Below are 24,986 nucleotides of genomic sequence, written 5' to 3' on the forward strand. Positions count from 1 at the left end.
CATCCCATCGATCAACCGATTCGAATCAACACGGATTCATCATCTTGTGGCTGAACGTCGATCTCCAAATCCAAAAACATCTTGATCGTTTCGATGTTCGTTAACGTATGCTGCGTCGTCTGCTGGCATCGGAACTGTCCGCCGTCAGCCATCGCCAGCGGCAATAACAATTGATCGGCCAGATGGCTTCCGACCGGCGCTGTTCCATTCAAATACTTCTTCAGTTCACCGGCGGCACGCTTCGCCACGCGTTCGGCAGAGACCTTCACGTCGCCAAATCCGGTTACCACTTCGGTCACGTTTTCATAGCTGACACTCAACAACAACGCGTTGCCGGGGCCCGGCGACGTCGTCACTTGTTCGACTTTTAAGGTGCTCTTTGGCCAACCGAGCGTCCGCGCGGCGGTCTCCAGTTCGCGTGCCGCGATCTTCGCCGGCAAACGGGACACGATCGCCAACGCCTCGCGATTCAACAGCTTTCCCCGTTGGATCAGCTCGATCGGTTGCAGCTTTTCCGCTGGCGTAATCGCTGCGCTACAGCGACCACCACCCGCCGGATAAAAGCCCGGTCGATCGAGAGTCAACCGAACCTCGGGTCCGATCTCTTTCAACAGCGGCAAAAAGCTCAGCTCCAGGAATTCGAACGGCGGTGCAAACGGGTTGTGTGTTCCACCCTCCAACTCGACGCGCGACGGACCGTCGGCAATCATCAGGGCAGGCAAAATCGTTTGCAGCACCAACAGACAACTCCCCGCCGAACCGATCGCGAAGTGATAATCGCCCGCTTCGATCTTCGATGGCTCAAACGTGAGCGTCATCGATCCCAAACGATCGCCATCGACTTTTGCGCCACTGATCGCCCCGGCCGCTTTGACCGCGGTCAAGTGCTGCCGCAACAAACCGGGACGACTGCGCGCGGCCCGGATGTTCACAAACCGGACTGGTTGGCCAGTGACCATGGAAAGAGCCAAGGAGGTCCGCAGGATCTGCCCACCTCCTTCGCCTCGCGAACCATCGATTTCAATCATCACCCACACTCCATTTCACCAGAACCTTGCGTTCCGCTATCGTATCGGTAAGGGACAGTCCAACGTGGCGGAGGCTCGCGCTATTTGGGGGATTTGTTGGGAATCGATCGTTGAGTTCTCGTCCGCCCATGCGGTACGCAAATTGCTGGTTCCAGAACAGCAATGGAGTGGCGTTCGCAGGCCGGTGCCGGCGGCTGGATTCTCCCATCGGAATAAATGCTTGCATTGCGTGTCGCTCTCTGGGCAGGCCATTCCCAGATGGAACTGGCCTTTGGGTCGCAGATCGGAGTGTCGGTTTGATTGTCAGACGACAGCGATTTTGATAATCTGCGGCCAGTCTATGGAGAGACGTGATCGCGTCTTGCAAGATACAAACAGACAATGTTGTTCTTCTTTACTGAGGTGAAACGCGATGGATATTCGTCAGCCTGTCCAGCGAACTCTTGTTTTAGCCGTTCTATTTGCTGCGTTGGGGACGACGCAACATGCCGTTGGCGTCGAAGCGGTCTCGCGAGACTTTAATATCCAGCCGTTGGAACGCATCCCGGCGGGAACGGTGATCACGCCCGATGGGGCCAAGGGATGGTCGGACCTGTTGCTATTTGTCAATGGTTCGCTGGGCAAGGGGGACGTCGATGCTGCTTCCTCGACCGTGAAGCATTACGCCTCGCTCTTCAACATCGCCTACATGGCTAACGTCGCCAAAGATGCCGAGGGGAGATTCACCTTGGACAAAATTGGTGTCGGTTTTACGACCAAGATCGATGGCCAAGATGTTGTCATCACCAGCGACACGCACAAGTCGCTGGGAGCGGATTTGGGAATGATCGGCGGGGCCGTCTTTTCCGCCAACGAGCGGGCGCTGTCGGAGATCGTTCAGGTCGCTCGATATCGCGACGGAGCGATCTTCGATGCGCCGACGATCATGTTGCGAGACGGCAAACATAAAAAGGTAATCGTCCGCTTCTTCGTCTGGGTCTCGCCACAAGGATCCGTTGGGACTGTCTGTTGGGTCCTCGATGGGTACGGCGGTTCGCGATACGTGGTCCCGAATAAAGAGATCGTGTTGCTGCGACCTCAATTAGTGGAAAACCGCGTGATGCATGTCGATGGCGACCGGTTCACGCTAGGGATTCCATCGGAGGATGCGTTTGCCGTCGTCTCGCTGCCGCCGGGACGCGAGTACAAGATCGACGACGACCTCGCGACGTTGATCGCCAAGAAACGCTACGACGCGCAATCGTTCTTCGATACCGTGCAAAAGCTGTCGCAATCGCTGGCGGCAAATTAGCGATAGTTTAACCGCGTGGGCAACGCCCCGCGCTCGGTCGTTGTATGTGCGACCTGTGCGTGGACGCGCGGCCCGCTGGGCACGCGGTTAAACGATTTGAATGCTTTGTTTAACCGCGCGGGCATCGCCCCGCGCGTTGTCGTTGCATGTGCGACTTGGGCGTGGACGCGCGGCCCGTTGGGCACGCGGTTAAACGATTGGTGTGTTTTGTTTAACCGCAATACCGTTCAACGAACCGTAGTGGACGAGGTTACGAGTCCTTTTGCATCAGACCAAATCGCTGGGACTCGTAACCTCCTGTTGATTACCCACAAGTCGCAACCACGCCGACGGCGTGGCAGCTATTAGCCGGTGGTTGAGCGAACGCGATACCACCGGAATGACGCGAGACGCGAACGGCCGACCCCGAAGGTGGTCGCAGCGCAACTGCGCGGGATTCTGCGACCGCCTGCGCGGTCAGCGTGGTGAGTTCCGTCGAAACCGTAGGTGGCGCTGCGCTTACCTACGGCTAATTGCTTGATTCCCTTCGGGGAATTTCTGGGTAATCAACAGCTCGTAACCTCGTCCACTACATCCCGCCGCTAATTCTTGCGACGGTCCGAGGCTCCTTCGTTAAACGACTGGAGTGCTTTGTTTAACCGCGTGGGCATCGCCCCGCGCTTTGTCGTTGCATGGGCGACTTGGGAGTGTGGACGCGCGGCCCGCTGGGCACGCGGTTAAACGATTGGGGCGGCTGACGGTTGGGCTTCAGCGTTTGGACCGCTTGCGGGGATCAGACCTCGGCGACTTCCCAGCCTTTGCGGTATTCGCTTTTCAGGAACGGTTGGACGGCGTCGTTGCCCGATGCTGTCAGCGAGGGCCCGTCCCAGTCGAAGCTGCCGCCGGCGCGGTAGGCTGCGTTGCCCAATAGGACTGTCTCGGCCAAGGGGCCGGAGTAGCGGAAGTCGCAGGTCGCCGGTTCGCCACCCTTGCAGGCGGTGATCCATTCTTTGTAGAAGCCCGGCGACTTGGGGATCGTCGGCTGGGGAGCTTTGAAGTCGGCGAACTTCTCTTCGGGCAACAGCCGTAGCTTATTAAAGCCGGTCAACAGCATCCCTTTGCTGCCGATAAACAGCGTGTTCATCCCTTTGCCATCGATGCCCAGTTCCTTCAGTTTCGCGGGGCCTGCACTGGCGTGATCCCAGTGCAGATCGACGCCTTGTTCGGCGAAGTGCATCTTGGTCGCCATCTGCTTGGGCGTTCGTTGGTCATCGACTTCCGGGCCCGATCCTTCGACGCGCGATGGATATTTCAGTCCCAGCGCCCAGAAGGGGATGTCCAGAATGTGGCAGCCCCAGTTGCCGGTCTCGCCGGTGCCGAAGTCCCACCAGAAACGCCAGCCGTAGGGACAGTAAGTCGAATCATAGGGGCGAGGCATCGCCGGTCCCAACCACAGGTCCCAATCGACCGTCTCGGGAACCTTGGGGAATGTTTTCGGGATCGATGGCATCCCACGAGACCCGCCGACCCAGCTGTAAACTTCGCTGACGTCGCCGATCGCGCCGGCTTGGATCAGTTCGACCGAACGGTGCATGTTGGCCAAAGCGTGCCGTTGGCAACCCAACTGTGTCGCGACGTCCTGCTTGACCGCCATCTTCGTCATCTGGCGAACTTCCCAGACCGAGTGGGCCATCGGTTTTTCGCAGTACAGATGTTTGCCTCGTTCCATCGCCGCCATCGACGGATGGAAGTGCGTGTGGTCGGGCGTGCTGACGACAACCGCATCGATCTGCTTCTCGAGTTTGTCGAACATCTTGCGGTAGTCGGCGAACTTTTCAGCTTGGTTGTGCTGCTCAAAGACCTTGCCCGCCCGCTGCTGATCGACATCGCACAACGCCACCAAATTCTGGCTCTTCACTCCGTTAACATTCGCCGCTCCGCGACCACCGATGCCGATGCAGGCGATGTTCAATTGTTCGTTCGCCGAAGTCGACTCCGCTGCCGAAACTTCCGGCGCGATCAGGTAGCCGCCAAAGGCGACGGAGGTTTTCAGCGCGGTGCGGCGTGTGGGGCGAGCAGCTTGCATGGCGGGTTCCGTATCGTGAGCGGTGGTGGAGGGAAGATTTACGCAGCATTTGAAGGCGTATTGTAACACGCCTGCCGCGTCGGTTCAGCGTCGAATCGGCCGGCTGACAGAGCAAAGCCGCAGTCGTGTCAGGGCAGATTACCGGCGTGCCCGGAATGAAAGGATCTATGGTTTCATTGCGTCAAAACGAAAAAAGCTCCGACGAATCGGAGCTCTCTGAAAGCTGTTTGCTGCGTTGGCGACAGGTTTATCGCAACGGAAGCTCTAGCGTCCGCTAACCCAGCCGCTGTCGCGGTAGCCGCCGTTGCCTTGCGGTGCAGGGCGAGCGGGAGCGTTGTAGCGCGGAGCGGTTTGCTGCGGCGGCGTGTTTCGCGGAGCGGTCAACCGTGGCAATTCGTTGCGTTGCGTCGAGACCGTGACGACGGAGGTCCGTTGGTTCGACTTAGGAACCGCCCATTGGATCGTCTTGTAGGTCGCTTGAGCAACGTTCGACGAACCACGTTCTGCTGGAACCGGTTCGCGACGAGCGGTGCGATCGTCGGTCGTGTTGTATTGGAACTGATACTGAGCCGGTGCGGGGATCGGTTTCACATCCAATCGCGTCGACGGTTGCTGTTGTTGATACTGGAAGCCAGGTTGCGAATTGCTCGCTCCCGTTCCAGGGAACGATGGCAGACTGAGCGACGTGTTGTTGTTGGTTTGCAACTGAGGCTGCTGCATCGGCGTTTGGTCGTTACCGTTTTGTGGCGGAGCCCCGTAGTTGTTCCCCTGCGGGTAGGTGCTCTGTGGATACGTTCCCTGCGGAGTTCCTTGAGCCGGATAGTTTGGCTGAGCTGCGGGGGGCGTTCCGTAGTTCGGTTGAGCCGGAGCGTTGCCAAACGAAGGACGATTGGTCGGCGTTCCCGGTGGCGTTACCTGTTGGTTGTAAGGGTTGGTGGCCGGTGCGTATTGGTTGGTGCCGTAGCCTGGCTTCGATTCGTAAGAACCGGGAGGACATTGTGGTTCGCCCGAGCACTGAGGTGCAGGAGCTGATCCGCCAAGCGAATAGGAAGGAACACGTTGCACCTGGGTTTGGTACGATCGGCAACCCTGCATCGTGGTGACCTGTTGACCGGTTCGCGGATCGACCGATTGGATTGGACGGTAATAGGTGACCGGGACGTTATAGGTGTTCGTTGAATAACTTGTGTGCGGCGAGAACCCGGCGGAATACGAAGGGGTTGTCGTGACAGGGCTGCCACTGACAACTGGATTGGTCGGATAGCTGGGATAGCCGGCGGTGACGGGAGCCGCGTTCGGATAGCCGGCGGTCGGATAGCCAGCGGTCACCGGAGCAGCGGTTGGGTAGCCAGCTGTCGTTGGTGGATACATCTGTGCCCCAGCAGATCCAGATGCGGGGACGCGTAGGCTGGACCAGTAGTTGCTGGTGTACGTGTTGGTTGGATAGGGCGTGTTCGATGGATAGTAGTTGCCGGAGCCAAAATACGAACCAACGTTGGGCCACCACGAACCGAAGAAGCTTTGCCGCGGTTGGTTCGGCCAATAGTAAGGGGCCGTTTGCAGCGGGCTGTTCTGATTGCCAGCGTTTGGGCCGGTGATCGGCGAATAGGCGGTTGTCGTGCCGGTGGGTGGCAGGACGTATTGGTTTAGCGAACCGCCGCGGTAACCGGCTGAATAGTTGGCAGCTCCAACCGGCAGCGCGGGCTGATTCGCTGTCGGCAGCGAATAGGAGGTGACGGCCATGCCTTGCGGCGGGAACGCAGTGGCTGTCGATCCGAACTGTTGCTGGCCGTTATAGACCGGTGGGTAAGCGACGTTGGTGGTCGGCAGGTAGCCGGCGGTCACCGTTGGCCCCTGCGGCGTCGGCATGTAGGTCCCGGTGGGGACATAGTAGGCGGTGCGGTTGCGACCAAACAACCAATCGCAAAGCGGGCCAGCTTGAGCGGGCGCAGCGATTGCCAAGCATTGGATTGCCGTCAGGACGACGATTGCAAGTGCTGGTTTGTTTTGAGTCGACATGATTTTTACCACGGATAGGTTTGCAGAGAGCGCGAGCGATTAGTCGCAACGCTTCGCGGCTCTCTTTAAAGTTCCACCGCCAACACCTAGGGCGGCGTTGGAGTTCGGTTTGCGGAATGCTTGTTGGACCAAATCCCACCAACCAACGTCAATCATTCTTAACGAGGAAGCGAGAATTTGGAAAAATACAACGATTACGGGGTGCAGCGAGTGCGGGTTGCGAAGGTTTTTAGGTCCCGTTTCGCTCGGTAGCCCGCGGCGCGCACGCCTCTGTTGGGAAGATAGCTTACAAATTCAGCCGTTGTGATTTCCGACTCCGGCCTTCTGCGTTAAACTCCAGGTTTCCACGCCGCTTTGGCGAAATTCCCCCTTTGCTCTCCTCAACCGAAGTCCGCTCATGCTCGATGCCGCCAGTATCCTTGGCCCCGATGGACGCATCGCCAAGCGACTGACGCAATACGAACACCGCCCGCAACAGCTGCGAATGGCCGATGCGGTCGCCGATGCGATCGAACAGGGGCACCATCTTGTCGCCGAAGCGGGGACAGGGACGGGGAAGAGTTATGCCTATCTGGTCCCCGCGATTCTGTTCGCCACTGGCGACCAACGCGAAGAGGAGGCCGAAGATTCGGCGGGCGATCCGCCGCGACCTCGCCGAGTGGTGATCTCGACGCACACGATCAGCTTGCAAGAACAACTGATCATGAAAGACCTGCCGCTTTTAAACAGTGTGATCCCGCGCGAGTTTTCGTCGGTGCTGGTCAAGGGCCGATCGAACTATGTCTCGCTGCGGCGTTTGAAGCTGGCGCAGACCAAAGCCGCCGGGATGTTCGAACGCGATACGCAGCACGTTCAGCTGCGTCAGATCACCGAATGGGCCAAGGAGACGACCGACGGCAGTCGCAGCACCGTGCCGACGCGGATCGAAGCTGGCGTGTGGGATGAAGTCGCCAGCGACAGCGGTAACTGTATGGGACGCAAGTGCGAGACGCACGATAAGTGCTTCTATTACGCAGCTCGCCGGCGGATGCAAAACGCTCAGATCCTGGTCGTCAACCACGCTCTGTTCTTCAGCGATCTGGCGCTGCGACAGCAGGACATCAGTTTATTGCCCGATTACGACGCGGTGATTCTCGACGAATGCCACACGATCGAAGCTGTCGCCGGGGACCACTTGGGAATCCGAGTTTCCAACGGGCAGATCGATTACATCCTGAACAAGCTGTATAACCCGCGGACGCAAAAGGGGCTGTTGATCGCTCACGATCTGCAGCGGTTGCAACAGGACGTCGACCGTTGCCACTTCGCCGCCGACGAGTACTTTGCTGGCCTCTTGGATTGGTGGGACGAAGACCCGCGCCGCAACGGACGCGTCCGACGACCGAACCTGACGCCCAACGTCGTCAGCGATCCGCTAGCGGCGTTGGCGAAGCAATTGAAACGCTATGGCGATGGAATGGACAACGAATCGGTCCGCAAGGACTTCATGTCGGCGCACGATCGGTTGACGGTGTTGGCTGAATCGCTGAAGTCGTGGAACGAACAACTGTTGGATGGCTACGTCTACTGGGTCGAACGAACGCGGTCGCATCGCGGTTTCGACCGGGTGAATCTAGCGGCGACGCCGATCGATGTCGGCGAAGCGCTACGCGAGATGCTGTTCCAGAAGACCCGTTCGGTCGTGATGACAAGCGCCACGCTGGCGGTCGGCAGCGAAGCGAACTTCGATTTCTATCGCTCTCGCGTCGGGCTCACCGGCGGGGAATCGCTGCGTGTGGGCAGCCCGTTCAACTATCGCGACCAAGCGACACTGATCGTTGTCGATGGCTTGCCCGATCCGTCGAGCCAGCGGGAGGCCTTCGAACGGGCGCTCCCCGAACAGGTGAAACGCTACATTTTGGAGACCGATGGGCACGCGTTTGTGCTCTTCACAAGTTACGGTCTGCTGAAGAAAGTCGCCGCGGCGTTGACGCCTTGGTTGGTCCAACAGGGAATGTCGCTGTTCACCCAAGGAGGCGACCAATCGCGGACGCAGATCCTCGATGCGTTTCGCAGCAATCCACGGAGCGTGCTGTTTGGCACCGACAGTTTCTGGCAGGGAGTCGACGTGCCGGGAGACGCGTTGCAGAACGTGATCATCACGAAATTGCCGTTCAGCGTCCCCGACCATCCACTTTTGGAAGCCCGCTTGGAAGCGATCCGCGCCGCCGGCGGTAACCCGTTTGTCGATTACCAATTGCCCGAAGCTGTGATCAAGCTGCGACAGGGCTTTGGGCGATTGATTCGAACCGCAACCGATACCGGGATGGTGGTGATCCTCGATCCGCGCGTGCAGACCAAACCGTATGGTCGGATCTTCCTTGAATCGTTGCCCGATTGCCATCGGGTCGTACACAGCGTCCGCGCTCGACAGAGCTGAAGCCGCCCTGGCGAGAACTCCAGCGGCGATGTTGCAGTGGTATGGCGACGTTAACCGACGACTTCGCCATGAACTCGGTTGATCGTTTCCTGGTAGACCTGTTCGTAACGAAGCGCACTCTGCCGCCACGACCAGTCCTGCTGCATCCCGGTTCGAACGATTTGTTCCCATACATCGGGCCGATCGCGATAGGTCGTTACCGCGCGATCGAGTGCTTCGCCCAAAGCGCGGGCGTGAAAGCTGTTCATATGGAAACCTGTCGCCGTCTGATGGCGGACCGTCTCGTCGGTGGTATCGGTCACCGTATCGGCCAGACCGCCGGTCGGGTTGACGATCGGAACGGTGCCGTAACGCAGGCTATACAACTGGTTCAACCCGCACGGTTCATACCGGCTGGGCATTAGGAACATATCCGACGCCGCTTCGATGCGGTGAGCCATTTTGTCGGAGAAACCGAGATGGACGGCGAGGCGTTTGCCATAGCGATTTGCCAAATCAGAGAGCGTCTGGTGATACCGAGGATCGCCGGTTCCCAAGACGACCCACTGCACCGGGCTACCATCGCCCAACCAGTTGTTCATCATTTCAGTGACCAGATCCCAGCCCTTTTGGTCGGCCAAGCGACCGATCAATCCGATCAAAGGAATCTCGGGATTGTCCTCCAACCCCAGTTCCTGTCGCAGCGCACTGCGATTGGCCTGCTTGCCAGCCTTCCAATCGTCGATGCCATAATGCGTGTCGAGATGTTGGTCGGTCGACGGATCCCAGATCTGGTAGTCGACGCCGTTGACGATCCCCGACAGCACGTCGCGTCGGTTTCGCAACACCCCATCCAAACCGCAACCGTATTCGGCCTGCTGGATCTCTTGAGAATATCGCTGCGAAACGGTGGTGATCGAATCGGCGAAGACGAGTCCCGTCTTTAATAGGTTCAGATGGCCGTAGAACTCCATTTTGTCCGGCGTGAACTCGCTCCAACCGAGGCCGTTGAGCAACATATCCCAGTGCCAAAACTGTCCCTGGTAGGCCATGTTGTGGATCGTCATGATCGTCGTGACATGATCCATCCAAGGATGCGATTCGAAGCGGTTGGCGACATAGGCCGGGATCAGACCGGTCTGCCAATCGTTGCAATGGACGATATCCGGGGGAGAATCGAGGGTGTCGATCGCCGACAGAGCGGCCCGACAGAAAAAAGAAAAGCGTTCGCAGTTATCCCAAAAATCACCTTGAGCGTCGCCGTACAGATGCTCGCGATCGTAGTAGGACGGTTGGTCGATCAGCAGCACTTCGCATTGATCGCCGGGCAGATAGCTTTTCAATAATCGCGCTGTGACCGTTTTGCCCGCGATCTCGACCGAGACGCTATGGTCTGTCGGTTCGATCGGCCGACCACACCCAAACACCTGGCGAAAGGCGGGCATAATCACCGTCACCTTGTGCCCACGCTCGGCCAATTGCTGCGGCAACGAACCGCAGACGTCGGCTAGCCCGCCGGTCTTGGCGAATGGAACAGCTTCGGTAGTCAGTAATACGATATTCAACGGGCTCAATTCCACGGTCGATGTCACTTCATGATGCTCGACGGTTCGGCAGCGCGGGTGCCCCCCGGCCCCCGATATCAAACGGTCTTCTATTGAACATACCCCAAGAAACGTGTACCTGCCACGACGATTACCCCTGGGTTGTCTGAAGACTTTTCGATTAACTTATAAGGTGGGTGGGTCATTGTTAATTGGCGAAGTAAACTTGCTGGGCAAGGATTACGGCTTGTGCCGCCCCACGCCCCCCTCTGCCTCGGAATCTAATAACCCTGTAAGTGTCCATGTCGGTATCGGTCAACGATTTTTGGAATCGCATCGCAAACAGTGGTCTCGCCGATGCAGCGCAATGCCGACTCTGGGCCGTCGCTTACGTGCAAAGCAATGGCGGCCCGCCGATCAGTGCCAAAGATCTGGCCAAGTGGATGATCGGGGCCGGGGAATTGACCCTTTTCCAAGCGAAACATCTCCTTTCGGGATCCTCCCAGCGACTCGTCTTCGACCGATATTCGCTGACCGAACCTGTCGACAGCCCCCCCCTTACAGGATGGTTTCACGCTTTCGACCGCGAAATTGGACAAGCCAGCTCGAAATGCTTGCTCTATTTTCTCGATCCCAAACAAGCAGCCAAAACCGTTGGCAATCGATTCACCCAAGCTCGCCGGATCGAATCCGACCATCTGCAGTCATATGACCTGATCGCCCCCCCCACCGGTGAGCGAGTTTTATGGTCGCATCTGCCACCTGGTAAAACGTTGGCCCAGCGGCTGCAAGCGGGACGACTGCCCCAAGAATTGGTCGACCGCATGGGGAAACAATTGGCTGCCGCCCTGTCGGCCCTGCACGCCATCGACCAGCCCCACGGTTGCATCCACCCACGCTATGTCTGGGTCACCGATCAAGGGGAATCGATCCTGTTGCGCGACCCGATCACTCGGCCGGTGTCGCCGCTGGAACCACAACCCGTCGGATGTCTCGACGCGCTCGATCCCAAGGGGGATGGATTGCCATTGAGCGCATTTGCCGCCCCTGAATTCAGCCTCCCTGGCAAAAATCCCGATAAATCGACCGACCTGTACGCGTTGGGCTGCTTGCTTTATCTCGCCCGATTTGGCCAGCCCCCCTATTCGGCTTCACAGCCCGACGCGCTGATCCATCTTCATTCCAGCGCGATCCCCGAAGGCTTGCAAGCCGTTCAGCAAGGGGATCGATCCGAGCCGCTGCTGCGCGTCGTTTCCCACTTGATGGCCAAAAACCACGACGCGCGAATCCCTTCGGCCGACCAGTTGATGTCGATCTTTGAAGTGATCGAATCCGATCCCCAAGCGGCCGTGGCAGCTCCCGCCGTGGCAGCTCCCGCCGCGGCAACGCCCCCGCCAGCACCAGCGCAACCGCCAGCGGCCGCCGCGCCTCCGCAGGCCCCCGTGCCGGCCCCCCCCCCCATTGCGCAGCCGACGCCCGCTCCGGTTCAACCGATTGCGACAAACGACGCCCCCACCACCAATCCGCAACCGAAACAGCGCCCAGCAGCCGCGACGCCGGCCGCTGCGTCAGTGCCTAAATCGAAGCCGGCTCCGGCCGCTGGCCACCGTGCGGCGACACCATCAACTGCCGCGGCACCCCCCAATCAATCGACTCCGGTAGCCCCCGTCGCCCAACCGGCAGCTCCCGTTGCGGCTCAACCCGTTGCGTCACCACAGCCGACGGCGAATCCGACCCCAGTTCAACCCGCCGCTGCCGTCCAAGCTGCTGCTGCGGCGGCGGTCCCTCAGGCGGCGGCCGCTGCAACCGGAACCGCGGTCGCTGCCGAACCGATGCCCGACGACGAATCGCCGGGGCCGAAAAAGAAACGCCCTGCGGGACGGACTCGCAAGAAGAAGAAAAAGAAGAAAAAGGCAGCCGCCATGGTGATCGGCGGCGTCGGATTTTCGATGCTGACCCTGTTGATCGCCGTGTTGTTGATGAACAATCGCGGGCCGCGTCGCGATCCCGATCCCGAACCAGTCGCGTTGCCGTCGGTTCCCCGTCCCGCAGCCGTTGCCACGTCAACACCACGCGCGACACCGACGCCCGACGGCCCGACGCGTTCGTCAGGGGGAACGTTTGATGTCATCGATGATCGCTATGCGTTGTGGTTGCCGCCGGACGAGAGCGATCCGCCGCCGCTGACGATGTTGCCACCTGGCCCACAAATGATCGTCGTTCTGCGCCCGGCCGACATCATTGCAACAAGCCCCGGCCGCAAGCTGATGGCGGCGATAGACACCGAACTACAGCCTGCGTTGGCGGCATTGGAAAAACGAATCGGCGTGCCGTTGGGTGAAGTCGAACGTTTGACGATGGCGGTCGAAGGGAGTTCCGCAGGTGGAATTCAAGCGGCGCTATCGGTCGAACTTGTCGACGAACGATCGTTGGGGAGTTTACGAAAAGCGTGGGGCGATCCCGAAGCGGCGGTCGTCGCTGGCGATCAAACGATCTTCGCCGGTGAAGATGTCGATACCGATGCCTACTACGTCGCAAAAGAATCGCCGGTCGATTCGATGCCGATTCAACATTTTGCTGTCGGTTCGGTCAAACAGATTCAACAGGTCGCTGAAATTGGCGGAGGCGAAATTCCGTTGCCTCGCCAGTTTGAACAGACCTGGAAACACGTCCGCGGCGATGGCGAGTTCACTGTGGTGGTCACCCCTAATTTTCTGTTTGCCGACGGAAAACGAATGCTGGCCGATTACGCCCCCAGCATCGCAGCTCCGCTTAAACAGATGTTGATCCCCGACACCTCGGTGGCGATGTTGTCGATGCAGTTCCATCCGACATGGTACGGCGAAATTCGGCTGGCCCCCGGCGGCGGCACCTCGGTGGCCGTCTTGAAGCAACGCCTGACAACACAGTTCTCCGATCTACCGATCCACGCCGAAGCGTTCCTCAACCGCTCGACTCCCCATCCTTCGTGGCGGGCGTTGGCGCTCCGCTTGCCGCGGATGCTCGACGCGGTCGATGCTCAATCGCGGACTGGGATCAGCGACAACCAAGCGGTCGCCAACTTCTATCTCCCTAGCCAAGCCGCCCCCAACGTGTTGTTAGGTTCTTGGTTGGCGATGAACACGCCCGAGGGAACGGTCAGCATGGCGGCGGGCCCCGCGGCGGCCAAGCCGTGGACGATCGATGAGATGTTGGAGAAACCGATCAAGGTCAGCTTTGAACAAGAACCGCTCCACTTCGCTGGCTCAACCGTGGTCGATGAGATCAACAACATTCGGCCCAAGGGGAGCCCGGAACTGAAGGTCGTGATCCTCGGCAACGATCTGCAAAAAATGGGAATCACGCAAAACCAACAGATCCGCGATTTCAAAGCCGATGGGGTCAAGCTGCGCGACGTTCTAACCCAGTTGGTCCAACGGGCCAACATCGTCAAAGATCTAACCGATCCGGCCGATCCCAAGCAGGCGTTGATCTGGTTGTTGGGCCCCGATCCCGACGAGACCGACAACCAAGTGATCTTGGTCACGACGCGCGATGGTGCCAAAACGGCGGGTTACACGCTGCAGCCCGAGTTTGTGATCAAAGAATAGACGAGCGAGAACGATTCCCCGCGTGGAAACCTCTCGCCCGCGATCGCTATAACTTTTTGAAGATCTTCCGCCCCGTCGTGCTCAGCGGCAGCTTGCCGATCTGTGTCCGAGTCAGCCAACGCGTGCCGGGGTCGCTGATCGGTTGGGCTTCCCCAGCCAGCTTAGCCGACAAAACCTCCAGCATAATCCGGTATTTGGTGACTCCGTGTTTGATGCGCATCAACGGTTGTGGGGGCTGGATCGATTGCCCAAACGCATCGCGCAGATGATCTGCGGCGACGAGCATCGCGTCGGCATCCCCTGCGACTTCGCAGCGAGGGAAGTCCCACAATCCGGCCCAACGTTCCCCCGGCTGGCACTGACGGACCAGAAACCGCTGTTGGTCGCAAACGACAACGGCCACTTCGCGACGGTCTTCGTATTGGATCTTCTTTACTTTGCCGGGGATCGATTCCTGCAGCCCCATCTCGCGCGCCACACATCCCGCAGCCAACGGGCAGGTGTCGCAGGTTGGCGATCGCGGCGTGCAGACGAGACTGCCAAGTTCCATCGCGGCTTGGTTCAGATGGCCGCTGCCACGCTGCGGCAAAATCGATTCGGCAAATTCCCACAACACTCGCTGCGACGCAGCGATCGTTGGCGGCGACCGAAGCCCGATTAATCGGCTGTACAATCGCAACGTGTTCGCTTCGACCACCGGCAGTCGATGGTCGCGGCTGATCGAAAGGATCGCCCCGGCGGTGTAACGTCCGATGCCAGGCAGCGCCAACACATCGGCAAACTGCTCTGGGAATTCGCCGTCGTGCTCCTCGACGATCTTCTGCGCCGCCGCGTGCATCTGGCGGGCGCGGCGATAATACCCCAGCCCTTCCCAGTGCCGAAGCACCTCCTGTTCCGAGGCAGCGGCCAATTCGGCGACCGTCGGAAAGCTCTCGGTAAAGCGTTCGAAATAGGGGATTACGGTGGCGACCTGCGTCTGTTGCAACATGATCTCGCTGATCCAGACGCGATACGGATCGCGACTCTGCCGCCAGGGGAGCGTCCGCGAATTGGTCTCAAACCATTGCAATAATCGCCGCCGCAATCGACTGCGCCATGCCGAATCGCGCCATCGTGGATCGTGATCGATCGATTCGGCTGCTGAACTCAAGGGATCCTTCTCCTTCACCGTCGCTTAGATCGGGCAGTGGGTAATCTGTAGATCGTCCGCCAGTTCGCGATGCGGCGTCTTGCCGAGCGTCTGTAGATCGCCGTGATAGGCGCGGACCGCTTCGTCCGCCGTGATCGTCCCATCAGCCAATTGCCGCAGGTATCCGATGAAGGCGATCTGATCTTCGGCAAAGTTGATCTTTCGACCAAACAGAGCGACTCGAGCGCCATACTTTTTGGCGTCGGCCAACATCCGGAAGGCGTCCATCGTCGTCCCCGCCGATCCGCCGAGGATGCCGACGACAAGCGACGAATCGTAACGGACCAGCGCTTCCATCGCGGCGGGGCCGAAGTAGGGCATCTTCAAAAACAGCGGCCGCCCGGCGCGGGTGATGCCGCCCAGCAAGCGGACGATGCAGTCGTTGACGTAACTGGCGACATCTTCGACGGGATGGACGATCGCATTGGGGGCGAAGACTTCCAAAAAGTGTCGGAAGCCTTTTTGTTCGGCTTCTAAACGGAATTGTTTGTAGTGGTTCAACGTCAAAGCATCGCGCTCGGCATCGTTGTTGAGCGTGATCGAATAGAGGCCCAGGTTGGCACCTTGAGTGCGTTCGACGTCGCGGCACTCGTATTTGCCCGACTGGATGTGATCGATCGTGGTGCTGCTGAATGGCAGCGAGGGTTGATGGCGGTAATGCGACCCGGGAGCGAACCAGATATCGGTGGTATCGTTGGCGCGAGCGGCGGGGGTGACCGGACTGTCGTCGAAAATCCGTTCATCAATCGTTAAGATCTCACTGGTGCTGGCGCTCATCAGCATGATGTCGACGAGTTTGCGATCGACGATTTCGCGGATGATGTCGCGAAATTCGTCGAGGGTTCGGAAGCGATGCCGTTGGTCCGCCGCGGCGGGACCGGGCCCCATCAAACCAAACGCCAGGTCGGGATCTTTGGCGTCGGCAAGAATGAAGTCGTTACAGGTTGGGTCGGCGGCGATCCGAGCCAATTTTTGGTCGAGCGATTTGTCCATTAGTCTTTGGGTAGTTTGAAATGGAAAAACAGTGGGACTGCGTCGTATGTGGATCGTGCACCGCGGACATCTTGGTCCGACCGATGTCGTTGGACGAACCTGTCGGTGCGGGGCGGATGCATCGTGTCGAACCGATCGGATTGACGACCGGAGGGTTGGCGTCGAACGCGGGAATCGCGATGTCGCGGTTGGGACTGGGCGTCGCGATGCTCAGTTATACAGGCAACGATGCCTGGAACACCATCATGCGAGAAAACTATAAGAAGCAAGGAGTCGACACAAGCCGCTTGCTGCGGCACGCCGAATTGCCCAGCAGCACCACCGTGGTGATGATCGATTCGGAAGGCCAACGCAGTTTCGCCCATCATCAAGGGGCGCCGCGGATGATCGATCGCCAGATGATCCTGGACAATTTGGATCTGATCGCCGCCAGTCGCATGTTTTTGATCGGGTACTATTCTTTGCTGCCGCATCTGCAAAACGATCTCCCTGAGATCTTTGCGAAGATCCGCGAGACAGGTTGTATGACCGCAATGGATGCTGCCGGCAGCGGAGGCGATCTGCAGCCGTTGGACCAGATCCTGCCGCATCTAGACGTCTACGTCCCCAGCCATAGCGAAGCGGAACATCAGACGGGGAAGTCGGATCCGCGGGCGATCATCGAAGTCTACCGCAGCTGCGGCGCGGTGGGACTGTTGGGAGTCAAACTGGGGAGCGACGGGGCGCTGCTGCAGGAGCCCGATGGAACGTTTTGGCAGATCGATCCGGTCGAGCCTCCAGGGGCGATCGTCGACACGACCGGGGCGGGGGATTCGTTTTACGCCGGCCTGATCGCGGGACTATTGCGGGGCATGCCGCCTCAAGATGCAGGGCGGTTGGCTGCGGCAAACGGAGCAATTTGTGTGACCGCTAGCGGGGCAACGACCGCGATTACCGACCTCAAAACGACCATGAACCTGGCGGGTTTGGGGACCGGTTAAAGCGGGAGATCGCGCGGACCGGCACTCTCGCTGAATACCCGAGAACCGTTACACACGTCATTTTTTCGCTGACGCTGTCATTTATCCAGGATTGCCCCGATACCCTAGCAAGCACACTTTGTGATGTGTGACTTTTGAAAATTTGAAAACAGTAGAATTACCAATCCTTGGAAGGGAGTCGATGATGAGACATTTCCTAATGTCTGGTCTATTTGCAGCGATGATTGCAGTTTGGTGTCCAATGGCATTTGCCGACTGCAATGATTGTGGCACATCGGATTGCGGCGGTAGCGTGGCAGGAAGCCCAAGCGACGCTGCGTGTGGACCTCAAATGGTCACCAAGACCATTCGCGTTCCTCAGATGGTTACCGAAACTCGAGTCGTCAACGTTGCCAAGACGCGTCAAGAGCAACGAACGCGAACGAAAACGGTTTACCGCAATGTGCAAGAGCAACGCTCGCGGACTGAATCGTACACGGTGAAAGTTCCTCAACAGCGAACACGCACCGAATCGTACACAGTGAAGGTTCCTTACACCGAAACGCAAACCTACACGGTTCGTGTCCCTCAGTGCAGCACCAAGACCGTCAACTACAAGGTCATGGTCCCTGAGTGCCGTACTCGTGAAGAATCGTACACGGTGATGGTTCCTTACACCGAGCAAAAGACCGCCAAGTACATGGTGAAGGTTCCTTACACCGAAACCAAGGTCGTAGACTACACGGTTAAGGTTCCTTACACCGAAACCAAGATCGTCGACTACACGGTTCAAGTTCCTTACACCGAACAAAAGACCGAAACCTACACGGTTAGCGTTCCTTACACCGAAACGAAGACCGAAACCTACACGGTTAGCGTTCCCTACACCGAAACTCGCACTGAAGAGTACACGGTTAGCGTTCCTTACACCGAAACCGAAACTCGCACGGTAACCGACGCTTGTGGCTGCCCACAAACGATCTGCTGCCAAGTTCAAAAGACTCGTTGCGAAACTCGCACACGTTGCATCAACGTTTGCAAGACTCGTTGCGAAGAGCGAACTCGCGAAGTTAAGGTTTGCAAGACTCGCTGCGAAGAGCGAACTCGCACCTACAACGTCTGCAAGACTCGTTGCGAAACGCGTCAACGCGAAGTCAAAGTTTGCAAGACTCGTTGCGAAACGCGTCAACGCGAAGTTCAAGTTTGCAAGACTCGTTGCGAAGAACGAACTCGCTGCTACACCGTCAAGAAGTGCCGTCCCGAGACTCGCACTCGTACCGTGAAGTACACCGTGATGGTTCCCGAGTGCCGCACTCGTGAAGTCAAGGTTGTCAACATGGTTTGCGAAACTCGCGAACGTCAAGTTTGCAAGACTCGCTGCGAAACCCGCCAACGTGAAGTTTCTTACACCGTGTGCGTTCCAGAATGCCGCACTCGTGAAGTTTCTTACACCGTTTGCAAGAAGGTTCCAGAGCAAGTCACCGAGAACTACACCGTTTGCGTTCCTTACTGCGAACAACAAACCGTTGAAGTTCAGGTCTGCAAGAACGTTTGCAAAGAAATCCAAGTTCCAGCTTGCAACTGCTGCTGCAACTAAAACAGCCTTCGCCGGCAACGCTTAAGTGTCGCCGGTCGGCTGGGAAGACCTTGCACGGAAACAAAGAATTCAATTCATCAAGCGTTCAACAGAAGCGAGATACAAGACCGGCGTAGCGGATGCAAACCACCGTCGCCATGACCACAATCAAACGATTGAGTTGCTTCTACTGAAAACCCACTCGCGCTTCGAGTGAATCCTGATTCAAAGATGACAGGTCGGCAATTTGCCGGCCTGTCTTTTTTTGTGCCCCAACCATCGCTGGGGCTTGGAATCATCGCGATGGCTTCTTAGCAGAGGACTTCGTTTTGGGCGCTGCGGCCCGGACGATAGAACTCCAACTTTTCCAACGCTGCGTAGACCTCTTCGAGGGTCTTTTCACCGAAGTTGGAAATTCCCAACAGACGTTTTGGGGAGGCCTGCAGCAGGTCGCGGACCGTGAAGATGCCTGTCTCTTCCAAGCAATTGGTCGTGCGAACCGAAAGCTCCATCTCAGCGATACTCAGTTCCAGACGCTCGCTACGCAGGCGGGCACGCTCTTCGGCTTGACTTAGCGGAATGCGGGTCATTGCTTCAGTCCTCCTATGACATTGGAAAGCAAATTAATTGGGTCGGTGCGGGAATTTTAGCGAGCGGGACCAAAGTCGCAAAGCGATTCAGGCGAATCCTTTTGAAAATTTTACAATTTATTTGATAGCGTAAGCCCCGATTCGATGATGTCGTCGCTTCCCCGCCCCCGCTGCGAAAAATCGCCGAATTGCATTAAACTTGCATTCGTTTCGATAGGCAGCGTCAGGCAAGCGGTCGATCGTTTTGGAGTCCACCGTTTCTCTCTCGCCGCTTAGGCAACAATGCACAACATCGAATCGCTTACCGTCAACGTCTTGATCGTGCTGGGAGCGGGTTTGATCGCGGGGACGGTTTGCAAGCGGATCGGCGTTTCGATGCTTGTTGGCTATCTGGTCGTGGGAGCGTTGATCGGCGGGGGCGCGCTGAATCTGGTCAACCAACAGGACCACGAACTCGAAGTGCTGGCGCAGTTCGGGGCGCTGTTGCTGCTGTTTGCCGTCGGGCTCGAATTTTCGCTCGAAGAACTGATGCGACTCAGCCGCTATTCGATGATCGGCGGCGCCACGCAGATGTTTCTGGTCGCGGTCCCTTTAACAGGCGTCTGCATGGCGTTTGGGATGTCGTTGAACGCCGCGGTGCTGGCCGGATTTGCCGGCGCACTCAGTTCGACCGTACTCGTCTTCAAAGCGCTTGCCGAATGGGGACTGACAGCATCGCCGCACGGTCGCCGCGCGATCGCGATCCTGTTGTTCCAAGACGTCGCCCTGGTACCGCTGATGTTGTTGGTCCCGTTGTTGACGCATCAAGGCGAACCGCCGACGATCACGACCTACCTGTTGCTGGCTCTCAAATCGTCGATCTTTCTCGCAGCGTTGCTCGCGTGTCGCAGCGTCGTCGGACGCTGGATCGTGCCGAGCCTGGCGGGACTGCGAAGCGTCGAACTGGTGATGCTGTTCACGCTCTGTTTGCTGGGTGGAGTCTGTTGGTCGGCATTCCAATTGGGGCTGCCATCGGCTGTGGGAGCGCTTGCGGCGGGGATCATCTTGAGCGGCAATCGCTTGAGCCGGCAGATCGATTCGATCTTGCTGCCGTTTCGCGAATCGTTTTCGGTGATCTTCTTCGTCACGATCGGGACGCTGTTAAATCCCGGTATGTTCTTCCAGGAACCGCTGCTGCTGACCGCTGGCTTGATTGGCATGCTAGTCCTAAAAAGTGGAGCCGCTTCGATCGCGCTGAAGCTGGTCGGTCTGCAGTGGAAGACGGCGTTTGGGATGGGATTGGGACTGGCTCAACTGGGCGAGTTCTCCTTCCTGCTGATCTCCGAAGCCGCTGGATTGGGCTTGATCAGCCGCGACGATTACAACCGGATGCTGTTCATCGCGTTGGGGACGTTGATTCTCACGCCGCAATTGATTCGATACGGTTTGCGTTGGACCGAGCGGTCGCCCGACGAAGACCTTCACGGAATGCAACACCGACGCGATAGTGCGGTTTCGCGGCACGCGATCGTGATCGGAATCGGGTTGATCGGCCGCCAATTGGCTTCGCGGTTGGAGATCATGGGATCGGAGGTACGGTTGGTCGATCAGAGTCCGATCAATCTGCACGGCTTTGCTCAGCAGGGCTTCCACACGACGGCCGGCGACGCACGCGATCCCGACATCCTGCACCGGGCCGGAGCCGAAACCTGCGGTTTGTGTATCGTCAGCGTTCCCAGCGACGACGCGGCGCTGCAGATCGTCACCGCGCTGCGTGGGATCAATCACGATGCGGAGATCATCGTCCGCTGTCGCTATCAGGGGAACGTCCACCGGATTATGAAGGCGGGAGCCGCGGCGGTGGTCAGCGAAGAAGCCGAAGCGTCCAAGGCGATGCTGCAGTGGTGCGATCGCGCCGTGGGGCCGGTCGAATAGCCACCGGCCCTGCCGCATAATTTGCCGACGTTAGCCGAGCTGTTCTACGGCAGCTGAACCGACAGCCGTTGCCAAGATTTTGGCGGGCGACACTCGAACGACATCGGCTCGCGCCGCGTCGGATGTTCAAACGTCAGCTGCCACGCGTGAAGTGCGATCCCCTGCGGAAACGTCGACGACGCATCGTATTTACGATCGCCGATGACCGGCATCCCGCGACTGGCTAACTGCAGGCGGATCTGATGCTTCCGACCGGTGATCAATTCGACCTCGATCAAACTCTGTCGTCCCGAAGATTCGATAACGCGGTACCGCAGTTCGGCTCGCTTAGCATCCGCCGTCGACTCGCGGCAGACGACCATCCGGTGGGCCGCATCGTCTTTGCGGACGAAGTCGATAAGCGTCCCTTCCGCATCGGGAAGCGTTCCCTCGACGACCGCCAGATAACGCTTTTCGATCGTCCGCCGACGCAGCATATCGGACAACCGGCTGGCCGCTTTGCTGGTCCGCGCCAGAACTAAAACGCCGCTGGTGACGGTGTCCAAACGGCTGACGATTCCCAGGTAGACCTTCCCCGGTTTTTGATACTTCACGCGGATGTATTCGGATGCTTGGTCGAAGACGCTGGTCCCGTCGGTGACACCCTGCGTCGCGATCCCCGCCGGTTTATCGACCACCAGCAGATGATTGTCTTCGTATAGGATCGGGAACGGCGGCGTTGTCAAACCAGGAACCTCAGGGAGCGTGGATCAGCGAAGAAGCGGAGCGATACTGTCGACCAAATCAGCGAATGAATCAAGCGGTCACCGATCGCAAGACATCCAGATACGCTTGGACAAACCGATCCCAGCTGTACCGATCGACGACCGAACGCCCGGCGTCCGAGAGGCGTTGCCGCAGGTCGCGGTCTGCCAAAAGCCGCGCCAAGCCGGCGGACAACGCGGCGGGATCATCCTGTTCGACGAGTAAGCCGGTTTGCCCGTCGTCGATGATCTCGCCGGGACCGCTGTCGCAGTCGACCGACAGTGATGGAACGCCCGATGCCATCGCTTCCAACAACGCGTTGGGAAAGCCTTCGTAGCGGCTGGTTAATGCAAACGCTCCCGCCTTCGCCAACACTGCGCCGACGTCGTCGCACCAGCCACATAATTCGGCGCGCTCCGTCAAGCGAAGCGTCTGGATTTGTTGGGCGAGCGCCGGCCGTTGCGGTCCGTCGCCGTAGATCTTCAGTTTCCAATCGATCAGCGATTCGGGAAGTCGCCCAAAGGCATCGATCAAGCGATCGATCTGTTTTTCCTGCGACAATCGGCCTACCGAAACCAATGTCTTCTTGCGGCGATCGACATCGTCGACGATTCGGTTGGTGTCGGGAGGATCGATCGCGACGGGAATGATCGTCGTCGCCGCGGAGGTCCAGGCCGAGACAGCGCGGCCGGCGGCAGAGGTCTGCACGATGCAAGCGGCGGCGCGAGGGTAGTGCCAGCGGCGCAGCGTCTCCCAAAATCGTCCGATCGGTTGATGTGCAGGCTGAGTCCGTTCGGAGACGACGACAGGCACCGCCAGCGGCTTGCAGGCGGCGAGCGTCAGGATGTTCATTTTGTCGCAAAAGCTGAGGACGACGTCGGGCTTGCTGGCCGCAACCGCGTTGCGAATCGCTGCGATCCGGCGTCGGTTGCTGGCGATCGCCTGGAAGATTGAACCGCTCTCGGACATCTGGTCCAAACCGATTCGCTCAACCGTTTCGTCACATTGATAGCGATCCTCGCCCGCCGCATCGAGCGTGATCAGCGTGACCGCATGTTCGACCGCCATTCGGTTTGCCAATCCGGCCATCACGCGTTCGGCACCGCCGCCGGTCAGCGAATGGATGGCACAAGTGATTCGCACGCGTGGCTACCTCGACGACGAGGGGGATTCGATATCTTCGAACTCGGGCATCGAATCGACGCGGCGCGGGTTGCGATACAGCACGTCGGCCAGCAGTTCAGGCGATCCCTGCAACGTCGATCGATCGTGGTGCCAGTCGACATCGCTGGGAACCATCGAACAATCCAACGGCCACGGATGAAAGACCTCATCGCCCAACGCGGCGATCAAGCGGCTGGAGTCCATCGTCACGTTGCCCGCTCGCGGCGGCATCGGTCCGGCGTCGATCCGCGGACATCCCATCAACAGCTTGGGATCGTAGCCGCCAACGCGATTGATGACCTGAGCGATCTCGTAGAGGCTCAAATTCCGCGGCCCACCGCAGTGATACAGCCCCGCCAAATCGTTCCCCAACAACCGCTCCACCACCAGGTTCAAGCAATCGGTATAGGTCGGCGTGCGGACTTCATCGAAGTAGAGCGTCGCGGGGCGGCCGTTCTTAAAACGGGACTGGATCCAATCGATCGCTCCAGCATGCCCGTTGAAACTGATCCCCATCGGCAGCGAAATCCGCAGTACACAAGCGTCGGGGCGTCGCTCCAAAACCAACCGCTCCGCCGCGACCATCGTCTTGCCATAGACGGTCACCGGATCGGGAGTGTCCTCTTCGGTGTATCCACCATCTTTATCGCCCGAGAAGACCAAATCGATCGAGAGGTGGATGAAGCGGGTTGTCGGCGCGAGCACGCGAATCAGATTTTCGACGCTCGTCACATTGATCCGCTCGGCCATCTGCGGATCCAATTCGCATGATTTCAGGGCACACGAACCCTCGCAGTTCAGCACCGCCGCCGGTTGGATCTGATCGATGATCTGCTGCCAGCGATCGAAGTCGTCGGAATTGCAGCCCAGGATCCCATCGCCCGAAAGAGGCCAATTGTCCTCGCGGCGGACCCCGTAGACCTGGCCGGGAAAGCGAGCTCGCAAATAGCGGAAGGCATTGTAACCAGCGACACCAGCGATTCCGGTGACGATCAAAGGCAGCGGTATCTCTGCGTCCATAGTGGCCTGTAGGTGCAACAAAGCGACGAAGTAATCGTCTGGGGAAAGAAAGTCCTCCCCCTTGTAACAGACCGCATCGATCGTGGCAAACCGCAGGCCGCTTCCGACCAAGCAAATCACTGGTTGTAATCAGCGATCCATGGCAGCGAACACCAGGTTTTCTAGTTTAACCGCGCGTGCATCGCCCCGCGTTTTTCAATTCCCTCGCCCCGGTTTTTTATTGCCTTCGCATCGCGAGGTTTCGCAGTTTAACGAAACAAACAGCAGCCAGGCTGTTCAGCTGGCGTCGTCTTTGTTGTTGCTGACCGCGATTGGAATCACGATCGCCGCGGCGATGACGAGACCGATCAACAATGGATGCAGCAGCGCCGAGATAGGTTGCTGCCCGCGAGCGATCATCGCATCTTGCGAAACGAGAATCTGCTTGACAGCTTTCGCCGGCGCGGTTGCTGCAGTGTGGCAGGTGAGAAATGCCGCGGCGTCAGCGGTCGCGATCTGGTAGTCGCCTGGCTTGTCGATCGTGAATTGGAAACGTCCATTTTCATCGGCTGCCGTCTTGGCGACGACTTTGCCTTGTTGACCAAGAACGACGGTCTTCCCGGCGGCCGGCTTGCCGTCGCGCGTCACCGACGTCCCTTGCAGCGTACGATTACCCGCCAGAAGAACGGGGATCGTGTGAACTTCTGGAGCTGCAGCGATCGCCGCCGGCGGTTGTTGGGCAGCCAGTGTGGCGATTGGCATATGCCACGAAACAACGGTTCCAATCAACAAAAAGTGCAGCGCACGCTTTGTGAGGTCCATCGAATGCATCCTTGCAAGTTGGTGAGGGCGGATGTCAACCACCGTCGAAAGGGGAGGAAATCTTCACAGCCAAACTCGTTTCGAGATCGAAACTTCTACGA

At 58.6% G+C, this 24,986-nt stretch carries 17 protein-coding genes; 6 read left to right on the forward strand and 11 right to left on the reverse strand.

Translation table 11 applies throughout. The features are described 5' to 3' along the window. Nucleotides 1-11: 11 nt before the first annotated feature. Nucleotides 12-1,028, reverse strand: a complete 1,017-nt coding sequence (gene rtcA / locus EC9_RS16215) for an RNA 3'-terminal phosphate cyclase (protein WP_145346785.1) — start codon at nucleotides 1,026-1,028, stop codon at nucleotides 12-14. A gap of 412 nt (nucleotides 1,029-1,440) precedes the next feature. Here rtcA and EC9_RS16220 point away from each other — a divergent pair, with 412 nt between their 5' ends. After that, nucleotides 1,441-2,319 (forward strand): pyruvate kinase, encoded by an 879-nt coding sequence (locus EC9_RS16220; RefSeq protein WP_145346787.1) that lies wholly within the window; start codon nucleotides 1,441-1,443, stop codon nucleotides 2,317-2,319. Nucleotides 2,320-3,091: 772 nt separating this feature from the next. Here the strand turns inward: EC9_RS16220 and EC9_RS16225 are convergent. Then, complete coding sequence (locus EC9_RS16225; protein ID WP_145346789.1) at nucleotides 3,092-4,384, reverse strand: Gfo/Idh/MocA family protein; 1,293 nt, start codon at nucleotides 4,382-4,384, stop codon at nucleotides 3,092-3,094. Between the two features lie 264 nt (nucleotides 4,385-4,648). Then, nucleotides 4,649-6,403, reverse strand: coding sequence for a hypothetical protein (locus EC9_RS16230; RefSeq protein ID WP_145346791.1), 1,755 nt, complete (start codon nucleotides 6,401-6,403; stop codon nucleotides 4,649-4,651). 397 nt (nucleotides 6,404-6,800) lie between these two features. Between EC9_RS16230 and EC9_RS16235 the strand changes: the two genes are divergently transcribed. Further along, a complete protein-coding gene (locus EC9_RS16235) occupies nucleotides 6,801-8,822 on the forward strand; it encodes an ATP-dependent DNA helicase (RefSeq protein WP_145346793.1) in 2,022 nt (673 codons plus the stop codon). 50 nt (nucleotides 8,823-8,872) lie between these two features. On the opposite strand, the gene glgA is transcribed toward EC9_RS16235, so the two are convergent. Further along, nucleotides 8,873-10,366 carry a glycogen synthase GlgA gene (glgA, locus tag EC9_RS16240; protein ID WP_145346795.1) on the reverse strand — a complete coding sequence of 498 codons (1,494 nt, stop codon included), beginning with the start codon at nucleotides 10,364-10,366 and terminating at the stop codon, nucleotides 8,873-8,875. A gap of 281 nt (nucleotides 10,367-10,647) precedes the next feature. Here glgA and EC9_RS26585 point away from each other — a divergent pair, with 281 nt between their 5' ends. Beyond that, the gene (locus tag EC9_RS26585; RefSeq protein WP_218934191.1) at nucleotides 10,648-13,935 is read left to right on the forward strand and encodes a protein kinase family protein; all 3,288 of its coding nucleotides are present in this window, start codon (nucleotides 10,648-10,650) and stop codon (nucleotides 13,933-13,935) included. Between the two features lie 46 nt (nucleotides 13,936-13,981). Here the strand turns inward: EC9_RS26585 and mutY are convergent, their stop codons facing one another. Continuing rightward, nucleotides 13,982-15,085: an A/G-specific adenine glycosylase gene (gene mutY, locus EC9_RS16250; RefSeq protein ID WP_246105724.1), complete on the reverse strand. Its 1,104-nt coding sequence runs from the start codon at nucleotides 15,083-15,085 to the stop codon at nucleotides 13,982-13,984. 24 nt (nucleotides 15,086-15,109) lie between these two features. Then, the gene (locus EC9_RS16255; protein ID WP_145346797.1) at nucleotides 15,110-16,117 is read right to left on the reverse strand and encodes a hypothetical protein; all 1,008 of its coding nucleotides are present in this window, start codon (nucleotides 16,115-16,117) and stop codon (nucleotides 15,110-15,112) included. A 20-nt stretch (nucleotides 16,118-16,137) separates the two neighbouring features. Here EC9_RS16255 and EC9_RS16260 point away from each other — a divergent pair, with 20 nt between their 5' ends. Then, a complete protein-coding gene (locus EC9_RS16260; RefSeq protein WP_145346799.1) occupies nucleotides 16,138-17,097 on the forward strand; it encodes a carbohydrate kinase family protein in 960 nt (319 codons plus the stop codon). Between the two features lie 331 nt (nucleotides 17,098-17,428). Then, nucleotides 17,429-18,673: a hypothetical protein gene (locus EC9_RS16265; protein ID WP_218934192.1), complete on the forward strand. Its 1,245-nt coding sequence runs from the start codon at nucleotides 17,429-17,431 to the stop codon at nucleotides 18,671-18,673. 290 nt (nucleotides 18,674-18,963) lie between these two features. On the opposite strand, the gene EC9_RS16270 is transcribed toward EC9_RS16265, so the two are convergent. Beyond that, a complete protein-coding gene (locus EC9_RS16270) occupies nucleotides 18,964-19,242 on the reverse strand; it encodes a DNA-directed RNA polymerase subunit alpha C-terminal domain-containing protein (RefSeq protein WP_145097559.1) in 279 nt (92 codons plus the stop codon). Nucleotides 19,243-19,524: 282 nt separating this feature from the next. Here EC9_RS16270 and EC9_RS16275 point away from each other — a divergent pair, with 282 nt between their 5' ends. Further along, complete coding sequence (locus tag EC9_RS16275) at nucleotides 19,525-21,156, forward strand: cation:proton antiporter (RefSeq protein ID WP_145346803.1); 1,632 nt, start codon at nucleotides 19,525-19,527, stop codon at nucleotides 21,154-21,156. A gap of 44 nt (nucleotides 21,157-21,200) precedes the next feature. On the opposite strand, the gene EC9_RS16280 is transcribed toward EC9_RS16275, so the two are convergent. The 4 genes from EC9_RS16280 to EC9_RS16295 form a co-directional block, all read right to left on the reverse strand. Next, nucleotides 21,201-21,881, reverse strand: a complete 681-nt coding sequence (locus EC9_RS16280) for an RluA family pseudouridine synthase (protein ID WP_246105725.1) — start codon at nucleotides 21,879-21,881, stop codon at nucleotides 21,201-21,203. A 70-nt stretch (nucleotides 21,882-21,951) separates the two neighbouring features. Continuing rightward, nucleotides 21,952-23,043, reverse strand: coding sequence for a glycosyltransferase family 4 protein (locus EC9_RS16285; protein WP_145346805.1), 1,092 nt, complete (start codon nucleotides 23,041-23,043; stop codon nucleotides 21,952-21,954). Nucleotides 23,044-23,049: 6 nt separating this feature from the next. Further along, entirely contained in the window at nucleotides 23,050-24,204 is a 1,155-nt protein-coding gene (locus tag EC9_RS16290; RefSeq protein WP_246105726.1) for an SDR family oxidoreductase, read from the reverse strand. 156 nt (nucleotides 24,205-24,360) lie between these two features. Next, entirely contained in the window at nucleotides 24,361-24,885 is a 525-nt protein-coding gene (locus tag EC9_RS16295) for a DUF4198 domain-containing protein (protein ID WP_145346807.1), read from the reverse strand. Between the last annotated feature and the right edge of the window lie 101 nt (nucleotides 24,886-24,986).

The sequence above is a fragment of the Rosistilla ulvae genome (assembly GCF_007741475.1).
Taxonomy (GTDB): domain Bacteria; phylum Planctomycetota; class Planctomycetia; order Pirellulales; family Pirellulaceae; genus Rosistilla; species Rosistilla ulvae.